The following is a 7,632-nucleotide window of genomic DNA, read 5'->3' on the forward strand; positions in this document are numbered from 1 at the left end:
GTCCCAACTTATCGCGGGCGGCGGGCTGTTATCCCGCGAACTTTGCGGGTAATCGAACTGTTCCTGTTTGATCGGAATATGCGTGCCGTCGGAACTGCCTAAAGCGCTCGTCGAATATTTTGAACAGTCGCGGGTCGCGCTCGCGCTGGCGTCGGCGGAAGGTGACAACCACCTGGTCCTGGTCAATGCGCCGTTCAGCCGCCTGACCGGATTCGAACCGGAGGATGTCGTCGGGCATAATTGCCGGATGCTGCAACGCGACGCGGCGAATGTCGAACCCCGCGCCCGGCTGCGCGAATTTCTTGCGCGGCCGACCCAGCCCAATGTGCGGACGCCGATCGTCAATTTCCGGAAAGACGGGACGCCGTTCGTCAACCTGCTCTACATGTCGCGGCTGAACACGATCGACGGCAGGACGCGCTACATCTTTGCATCGCAGTTCGACGTCAGCCGGTCGCAGCCGGAACTGCTGGCCGATTATGATGCGCAGCTGGCCGCGACGCTGGGCCGACTAGTGCCGATCGCGGGCGATGCCGGGATCGTGATCGAAGGTACGTTGCTGACTATCGCCAACAGCGCCGCGATCGTGGCGCAGGCCAAGATGATGCTTGCCAACCTTGAATCGACGCCCGATGTCTGACGCTGCGACCAGGCGGCCCGAAGTCCCGGCCGGCGTGCCGGTGGTCGGTATCGGCGCCTCGGCCGGCGGGCTGGAGGCGCTGCGCGAAATGCTGGCCCCGGCCAAGCGGCCGACCGGCCTCGCGTTCGTCGTGGTCCAGCATCTCGATCCGAACCATGAAAGCATGTTGGCGCAGCTGCTCGACCGCAATACCTCGCTGGCGGTGCTGCAAAGCTCTGGCGGGGAGCGGATCGAGGCCGATACCGTCTATATCATCCCGCCCGGCCGGGGCCTTGCCATTCGCGACGGCGTGCTGGAGCTGACCGATTTCCAGCAGCCGCGCGGTCTTCGCCGGCCGATCGACGATTTCTTCCTGTCGCTGGCCGGCGACCAGCAATCGAACGCCGCCTGCGTCATCCTGTCGGGTACCGGCGCCGATGGCACGACCGGCCTGCTCGCGATCAAGGAAAATGGCGGCGTCTGCGTTGTTCAGCAGCCCGAAAGCGCCCGCTACGACGGGATGCCGCTGTCGGCGGTCGGCACCGGCATGATCGATTTCGTCAAGCCGCCGGGCGAAATCCTCCACTGCCTGCAGGCATTCTTCCAGCGACGTGGCTCCGATCCGGTCGAGCCGGAGGCGAACGTCGTCGCGGATCATGTCGATGAAATGTGCCGCGTGCTGCGAACCGCCATCGGCCACGACTTTTCGGGCTATAAGCGATCGACGCTGGTACGCCGGGTCGAACGGCGGATGCACGTGCTGGGCATCGATACCGGCCGCGCCTATCTGGCACGCATCCGCAGCGACGCGACCGAATGCGAGGCGCTGTTCCGCGACCTGCTGATCAACGTCACGCGCTTCTTCCGCGATGCCGACGCGTTCGAAACGCTGCGCATCCGCGTGGTCGAACCGCTGATGGCGGATCGTCCGGCGGACGAGGACATTCGCGTCTGGGTCCCCGGCTGTTCGAGCGGTGAGGAAGCCTATACCATCGCCATGCTGTTCGCCGAGGCTGCTCGCAAGGCGGGATCGCCGCTGGCGGTACAGATTTTTGCGACCGACATCGACGAACAGATGCTGGCGATCGCGCGTGAGGGCAGCTATCCCGCCGCCGCGATGGCCGATGTGCCGACGGCGCTGCTCGAACGCTACACCGTGCCCCATGCCGAGCGCTTCACCATCGCGGCCCCGATCCGCGACATGATCCGCTTCTCCAGCCACAGCGTCGTCAAGGACCCGCCCTTTTCGCGGATCGACCTGGTGTCGTGCCGCAACCTGCTGATCTATTTCGACGACCGGTTGCAGCAGGCGGTCCTGCCGCTGTTCCACTATGCGCTGCGCCCTGGCGGTTTCCTGTTCCTCGGGCCATCGGAAAGCGTCGGGCGGTTCGAACATCTCTTCCAGTCGGTCGACCAGCAGGCCCGGCTGTTCGAACGCGGCCCCGGCGCGCCCAGCTATCCGATCGACCTGCCCGGCAGCCAGCGTCAGCCGATTGCCCGGCGCGAACGCGACACGCGGGGCGATGCCACCTCGCTTGGCAGCGAGGCGCTGGCGACGCGGCGCGTGATCGAACGCTATGCCCCGCCCAGTCTGATCGTGGATCAGGACGGCGGCATCATCTCTGCCTATGGCAAGCTCAGCCGCTATTTCGAATTCCCGGTGACCCGCACCGGCGGCAGCAGCGCGGTGAACCTTGCGCGGCCGGGGCTGCGCAACGTCGTCGGCCCGTTGCTGCGACAGGCGCGCGACGAACGTCGGCGGGTGATCGCCCGCGATGTCGCGGTGGAAACCGATTATGGAACCCAGCCGGTCGAGGTCATCTGCGACCCGCTGGGCGACGGCACCTTGCTGTTCGTGTTCCGCGATACCGGGCCGTTCGTGCCGTCGGACCAGGGCGAGCTGCAGGACCTCGAACCCAGCGACGACCATCTGGAGGCGCTGGAGGACGAACTGCGCCTGACCCGCCACCGGCTGCGCTCGGCGATCGAGGAGTTGGAGACGGCGAACGAGGAGCTGAAAAGCTCCAACGAAGAAATGATGTCGATGAACGAGGAGCTTCAGTCGACGAACGAGGAACTGTCGACCGTCAATGACGAGTTGAAGAGCAAGGTCGACCAGCTGACCGTCGCCAATTCCGACCTGCGCAATTTCTATGAATCGACCGAACTCGCGGTCGTCGTGCTGGATGCCGATCTGAAGGTGCGCAGCTATACCGATGCCGCCACGCGCATTTTTCCGTTGAAGGCCACCGATCGCGGTCGCCCGCTGACCGATGTCGCCAACCGGTTGCAGGACGCGGAACATCTTGACGATGCCCGCGCAGTCGCGGCGGGCGCCGCCGCGGTGCAGCGCCGGGTGCGCACCGCGGATGGCGAGCATATCTATTCGCTCCGGGTGCTGCCCTATCGCACCCAGACCGGGCAGGTCGACGGTGCGACGCTGGTCCTGACCGAGATTACCGATGCGCTGGCGCTGGAGCGGCAGCTGGCGGCCGAGCGCGAGCGGCTCGACCTTGCGATCAAGGCCGCCGGGATCGGTGTCTGGGAATATTGCCCGGAGAATGGCGAGCTGGTCCTCGACCCGACGGAGCGGCAGCTGTTCGAGGTCGCGGCGGATGCCGACGTCGGCATCGATATCCTGCTCGCGCGGATCGATCCGGAGGACCTGCCAAAGGTCGAGGCGGCGCTGCGCCGCGCGATCGAGCGCAGCGGCGATTACGAGGCGACGTTCCGCGTATGCCGCCACGACGGCCAGACCCGCTGGGTGAAGGGGTTCGGCCGGGTCGTCGGGGGCAGCACGCCGCAGCGGCTGGTCGGGGTATCGATCGACGTCACTCCCGAATATACGCTGGCCGAAACGCGCGAGCTGATGCTGCGCGAAATGAACCACCGGGTGAAGAACTTGTTCGCGGTGATCGCCGGCATGATCACCATCGCGGCGCGTTCGCACGACGACCTGCGCACCTTTGCCGACGATATCCGCCGGCGGATCGCGGCGCTGGGATCGGCGCATTCGCTGGCGTCCCCGGCGGGTCAGCCCCATGCCGTGGGGCTGGACGACATCGTCGCCACTACCCTTGCGCCGTATCGCGATCATGCAAGGATCGAAATCGAGGGTCCGGTCGTTGCACTCGACAGAAGCTGTCTGTCGCCCCTGGCGCTCATTCTGCATGAATGGGCGACGAATTCGATAAAATACGGGGCATTGGGCAGCGATGGGGAACGTGGCCTGCGGGTGCAGTGGCAGGTCGGGGAAGACGGGATCGTACTGACATGGACCGAGGACGCGAAGGAAACGGGCGAACAGGCGCCGGGCAAGCGCGGATTCGGCTCTGTGCTGGTCGAAACCAGCGTCCGGCAGCTGCGCGGTACACTGGATGCGATCGCGGCGGACGGCAGGTTCCGGCTGGAAATGCGGTTGCCGGCGGGCGTCGTTCGGCGTGACTGATCCGGTTCTGCTCGTCGAGGACGAGCTGTTCATCGCATTGGATGTGCAGGCGACGATCGAGGCGGCGGGCTTTGCCGTCGAGGGGCCGTGCATGACCCTGGTCGAGGCGCAGGAGGCGGTCGAACGCCACGGGGCGGCGTTTGCCGCTGCCGTGCTGGACGTGCGGCTGGCGGATGGAACGGTGTTCCCGGCGGCGGATCGTCTCCATGCCGCCGGCGTGCCTCTGATCTTCCATTCGGGCCATGCCGACGATGCCGACCTTCGCCAGCGTTATCCACGGGCGATGGTCTGTCCCAAGCCCAGCGCGCCCGAAGCCTTGTCCGATGCCATCCGCCGCTGTGCCGCGCTGAATGGCGGCGAACAGCAGGCGGTGGGATAGGCGGCGCCGGCGTAGCGCCTACGACGCGATCCGTACCGACACCCGGACCATCCTTGGCTGGCCGGGGAAGATCCACACCCGGCTGTACGAACTCTGCGCATAGCGTTCGTCGAAAAGGTTGTCCGCTTCCGCCCGTACCGTCAGGCGCGGCGACAGTGCATATTCGATCGACGCCTTCGCCTTCACATAGGCGGGCAGCACGACATAGTCGCGCTCGATCGATCCCGCGCGATCCCCGACATAGCCAAGCCCTGCGCTGACCGACACGCCGCGCCCGTCATCATCGAGGAAGCGGCCCAGCGCGAAGAGTGTGCCGCTATGGTCGGGGACGTTCAGCGCGCGATCGGTCGGGAAGGCGGAATCGTCGACCCGTGCATGGCTCCAGGCATAGTTGGCGACGACCTGCCAATGCTGTGCGATCCGCAGCGATCCGTCGAATTCGATCCCGCGGCTGCGCAGGCTGCCTACGGGAGCGAGAAAATTGGCATCGACCGGATCGTTGGTCAGGATACCCTGCTTGCGGATGTCGAACCATGTCGCGGCCAGATCGACCCCCGGCCAGCGCCCGGCGATGCCGACCTCATAGCCCTTGCCGCTTTCGGGCGCGAAACCCTGGCCAAAGCGATCGGTGCCGGAATTGAGGACGAAATTCTCCCCCCAATTGGCGTGGACCGCGATGCTGTCGGTCGCCTGGTATTTCGCCTCCAGCCGGAAATGGAACGGCTGGTCTACGGTGCGGCCGATCTGCCCGGTACGGTTGTTCTGGATGCGTTGCCGATACGCGTCGAACCGCACCCCGCCGCCTAGCGTCAGCCGATCGGTCGCCTCCCACAAATCCTGCGCATAGAGCGTGCCGGACCAGCGATTCTCACGATTGTTGGTGAACGGCAGCAGCGTCGGCGGCCGCTGGCCATAGACGGGGTTGAAGACGTCGATGGCATAGGGATTGCCGCCGGTCGCGGGATTGCCCGGATTGCGCCGCATCCAGCGTTCGGCATAATCGAGGATATAGCCCTTCATCCCGAAGCTGGGGCGATGGTTTCCGATCCGGCCCGACAGTTCGACGCGGGCCGACCAGTCGTCGACCGCGAAGTCGCGCGAGCGGCGCTGGCGCCACAGCGTGCGATTATCGACCAGTCGCGACTGGTCGGACGACAGCCCCTTGAGCGTGCCGGTTCGCCATACGACCCCGCCGTTGATCGACCAGTCGTCGCTGAGGTCGAACAGCCCGGTCAACTGGTGGCGCTGGTTGCGGAAATGAGTCAGCCCGTCGTTCGGCTCCCCGAAATAGGCGGATCGCCGCACCGCATTGGCGTCCCCCCGGATCGCCGGGATCCCGCGATCGAACAGCGTATCGAAGCGCGTGATCTCTCCCACATAGGTCAGCCGTACCGCGTCCGACGGCCGCCAGGTCAGCGACGGCGCCACCACCTGCCGCTCCAGCCGCACGAAGTCGCGCCAGCCATTCGAATCCTCGGCAGCGACCACGATCCGCGCGGCCAGCGTCCCACTGATCGGCCCGGTCGCATCGACCTCGACCCGGCGGGTATCGAACGATCCATAGGTAAAGGTCGCATGGGCGGCGGGGGTAAAGCTCGGCGTCTTGCTGACCAGGTTGACCCGCCCCGCCGGATCGATGTCCCCGAACAGTGCGCCCGCCGGTCCCTTCAACAGTTCCACCCGCTCGGTCGTCGCCGGATCGCGCGGTGGCGCCATGCCGCGATTGGCCAGAAATCCGTCGACATAATATTCCGCGCCGCCATCGGGCGTTCCCAGGAATCCGCGAATGGCGAAATTGTCCATCACCCCGCCACGATTATTCTGGTTGCTGACCCCGCTGACCAGTTCCAGCGCGTCCGACAGGCGATAGGCGCCCGCTGCGGTCAGGATGTCGCGTTCGATCGACCGGCTGGACTGCGACATGATCTGCGTAGCGGCATCGGACGACAGCGTCCGGTCCTGCCCCGCGCGGCGCGTGCCCAGCACGACGATCTCATCCTTCGCACCCTCGCTATCCTCTGCGGTTTCGCCAGCGGGTGGTTCTTCGGTCGTGCGGGCATGGGCGGGGAGGGCACAGGCGAGGAATGGCAGCAGCAGCGCTGCTACCCGAACTGAATTGGACACGATACTTCCCTGTTACGTTGTAACATTGCCTTTATGGCGTTCGACGGTGCTGTCAACCGTCAGGGACCGGGGCCAATGTCGCAGGGCAGCACCAGAAAGCGGTGCGCGTTGGTAGCAGCAGCGGCCGACCATCGGCCAACACTGCACGACACCAACTGTAAAAAGCCGAGAGGGAATGGCGCACCCGGAGGGATTCGAACCCCCGACCAAGGAGGTAGAAGCTCCTTGCTCTATCCAGCTGAGCTACGGGTGCCCGGCGCTTCGTTAGCGCGCATTGCGGCGGAGCGGAACCGCTATCATAACGCGGTCATGCATGAACCGTCCGATCGCGTCCTGAACCGTGTCGAGGCCGGCGCCATCCCGGCGCGCGGATTTCGCCATTTCGACCTGGTGATGGCCGCGTTCGTCACCATCCTGCTGCTGTCGAACATCATCGGCGCGGGGAAGGTCGCGGCGTTAGACATTGGCGGCACGCCGTTCGTGTTCGGCGCAGGCATCCTGTTCTTTCCGGTGTCCTATGTGCTGGGCGACGTGCTGACCGAGGTCTACGGCTATGACCGGGCGCGGCGCTGTAGCTGGGTCGGGTTCGCGGCGCTGCTGTTCATGGCATTCATGGCATGGGCCGTTGTCGCGATGCCGCCCGCGTCCGGTTGGACGGGCCAGGGTGCCTATGAAGCGGTGTTCGGACAGGTGCCGCGGATCGTCTTCGCCTCGATCGCCGCCTTTTGGGCCGGGGAGTTCGTCAACGCCTATGTCCTCGCCCGGATGAAGCTGTGGACACAGGGGCGCGCACTGTGGACGCGGACGATCGGGTCGACGGTGGTGGGGCAGGCGGTCGACAGCGCGATCTTCTATCCGCTTGCCTTCCTCTATGTATGGCCGGCCGGGCAGGTCGCGACGGTGATGGTCACCAACTGGGCGATGAAGGTCGCGTGGGAAGTGGTGCTGACGCCGGTCACCTATGCCGTGGTCGGCTGGCTGAAGCGGCGCGAGGGCGTCGAGGTGTTCGACACCGCGACCGACTTGTCCCCCTTTGCGGGAGAGCGCCGGTCGCGGTGAGCG

The 7,632-nt window shown here is 65.7% G+C and carries 5 protein-coding genes and 1 tRNA gene; 4 read left to right on the forward strand and 2 right to left on the reverse strand.

The window, feature by feature from the left end:
• The first annotated feature begins 67 nt into the window (after window positions 1-67).
• The 3 genes from QZ755_RS12895 to QZ755_RS12905 are packed head-to-tail and all read left to right on the forward strand — an operon-like array spanning window position 68 to window position 4,446.
• Complete coding sequence (locus QZ755_RS12895; RefSeq protein ID WP_294323450.1) at window positions 68-640, forward strand: PAS domain-containing protein; 573 nt, start codon at window positions 68-70, stop codon at window positions 638-640.
• Window positions 633-4,067 (forward strand): CheR family methyltransferase, encoded by a 3,435-nt coding sequence (locus QZ755_RS12900; RefSeq protein WP_294323451.1) that lies wholly within the window; start codon window positions 633-635, stop codon window positions 4,065-4,067. Before QZ755_RS12895 ends, QZ755_RS12900 begins: the two co-directional genes overlap by 8 nt.
• Window positions 4,060-4,446: a response regulator gene (locus QZ755_RS12905; protein WP_294323454.1), complete on the forward strand. Its 387-nt coding sequence runs from the start codon at window positions 4,060-4,062 to the stop codon at window positions 4,444-4,446. The genes QZ755_RS12900 and QZ755_RS12905 overlap by 8 nt, the downstream gene beginning before the upstream one ends.
• 18 nt (window positions 4,447-4,464) lie before the next feature.
• Here the strand turns inward: QZ755_RS12905 and QZ755_RS12910 are convergent, their stop codons facing one another.
• Both QZ755_RS12910 and QZ755_RS12915 read right to left on the reverse strand, forming a co-directional pair.
• Window positions 4,465-6,570 carry a TonB-dependent siderophore receptor gene (locus tag QZ755_RS12910; protein ID WP_294323458.1) on the reverse strand — a complete coding sequence of 702 codons (2,106 nt, stop codon included), beginning with the start codon at window positions 6,568-6,570 and terminating at the stop codon, window positions 4,465-4,467.
• A gap of 176 nt (window positions 6,571-6,746) precedes the next feature.
• Window positions 6,747-6,823 (reverse strand) — tRNA-Arg (locus tag QZ755_RS12915).
• 56 nt (window positions 6,824-6,879) lie between these two features.
• Here QZ755_RS12915 and QZ755_RS12920 point away from each other — a divergent pair.
• A complete protein-coding gene (locus tag QZ755_RS12920; protein WP_294323460.1) occupies window positions 6,880-7,629 on the forward strand; it encodes a queuosine precursor transporter in 750 nt (249 codons plus the stop codon).
• The last annotated feature ends 3 nt before the right edge of the window (window positions 7,630-7,632 follow it).

Origin of the sequence: uncultured Sphingomonas sp., assembly GCF_913776855.1 — a bacterium.
Taxonomy (GTDB): Bacteria; Pseudomonadota; Alphaproteobacteria; order Sphingomonadales; family Sphingomonadaceae; genus Sphingomonas.

Coding starts and splice junctions, on each gene's coding strand:
- QZ755_RS12920 (WP_294323460.1), top strand. CDS start 6,880: ATGCATGAACCGTCCGATCGCGTCCTGAACCGTGTCGAGGCCGGCGCC.
- QZ755_RS12900 (WP_294323451.1), top strand. CDS start 633: ATGTCTGACGCTGCGACCAGGCGGCCCGAAGTCCCGGCCGGCGTGCCG.